We start from the raw sequence: 517 nt of genomic DNA, 5'->3' as shown, positions 1-517 counted from the left end.
CCTGCCGCAAGATCAACGGCATTGGCCCCAAGGCCGACGAAAAGCTGAAAAACCTGGGGATTGAGACTATTGGTGAGCTGGCTGAAAAGGATCTGCCATGGCTGGTGGCCCACTTTGGCAAGAAAACCGGCGCCTGGATGTTTGACGCCGCCCGCGGCCGCGACGAGCGGCCGGTGGTGCTGGAGAGCGAACCCGTTTCCATGAGCCGCGAGACCACCTTCGAGCGCGACCTGCACGCCGTGCGCGACAAAGCCGAGTTGGGCGCCATCTTCACGCGGCTGTGCCAGCAAGTGGCCAACGACTTGCAGCGCAAAGGCTATGCGGGAAAAACCATCGGCATCAAGCTGCGTTTCGATGACTTTAAAAGCGTGACCCGCGACCAGACCCTCGATCGGTATACCGCAGACCCCCAGACCATTCGCCAAACGGCCGGGCTTTGTCTCAAACGCGTGCCGCTGGATCAACGCCTGCGTTTGCTCGGGGTTCGCGTGGGCTCGCTGGCGAAGGCGGGCGAGCT

General features: G+C 62.3%; 1 protein-coding gene. It reads left to right on the top strand.

What is annotated here, in order from left to right:
* On the top strand, positions 1-517 hold a 517-nt coding region (locus tag B3V69_RS04195; RefSeq protein ID WP_414707461.1), incomplete at both ends, for a DNA polymerase thumb domain-containing protein.

Origin of the sequence: Rhodoferax sp. UBA5149 (assembly GCF_002413825.1) — a bacterium.
Taxonomy (GTDB): domain Bacteria; phylum Pseudomonadota; class Gammaproteobacteria; order Burkholderiales; family Burkholderiaceae_C; genus Rhodoferax.
The sequence above is the reverse complement of the archived record's forward strand: the minus strand, read 5'-3'. Positions and strand labels throughout refer to the sequence as shown.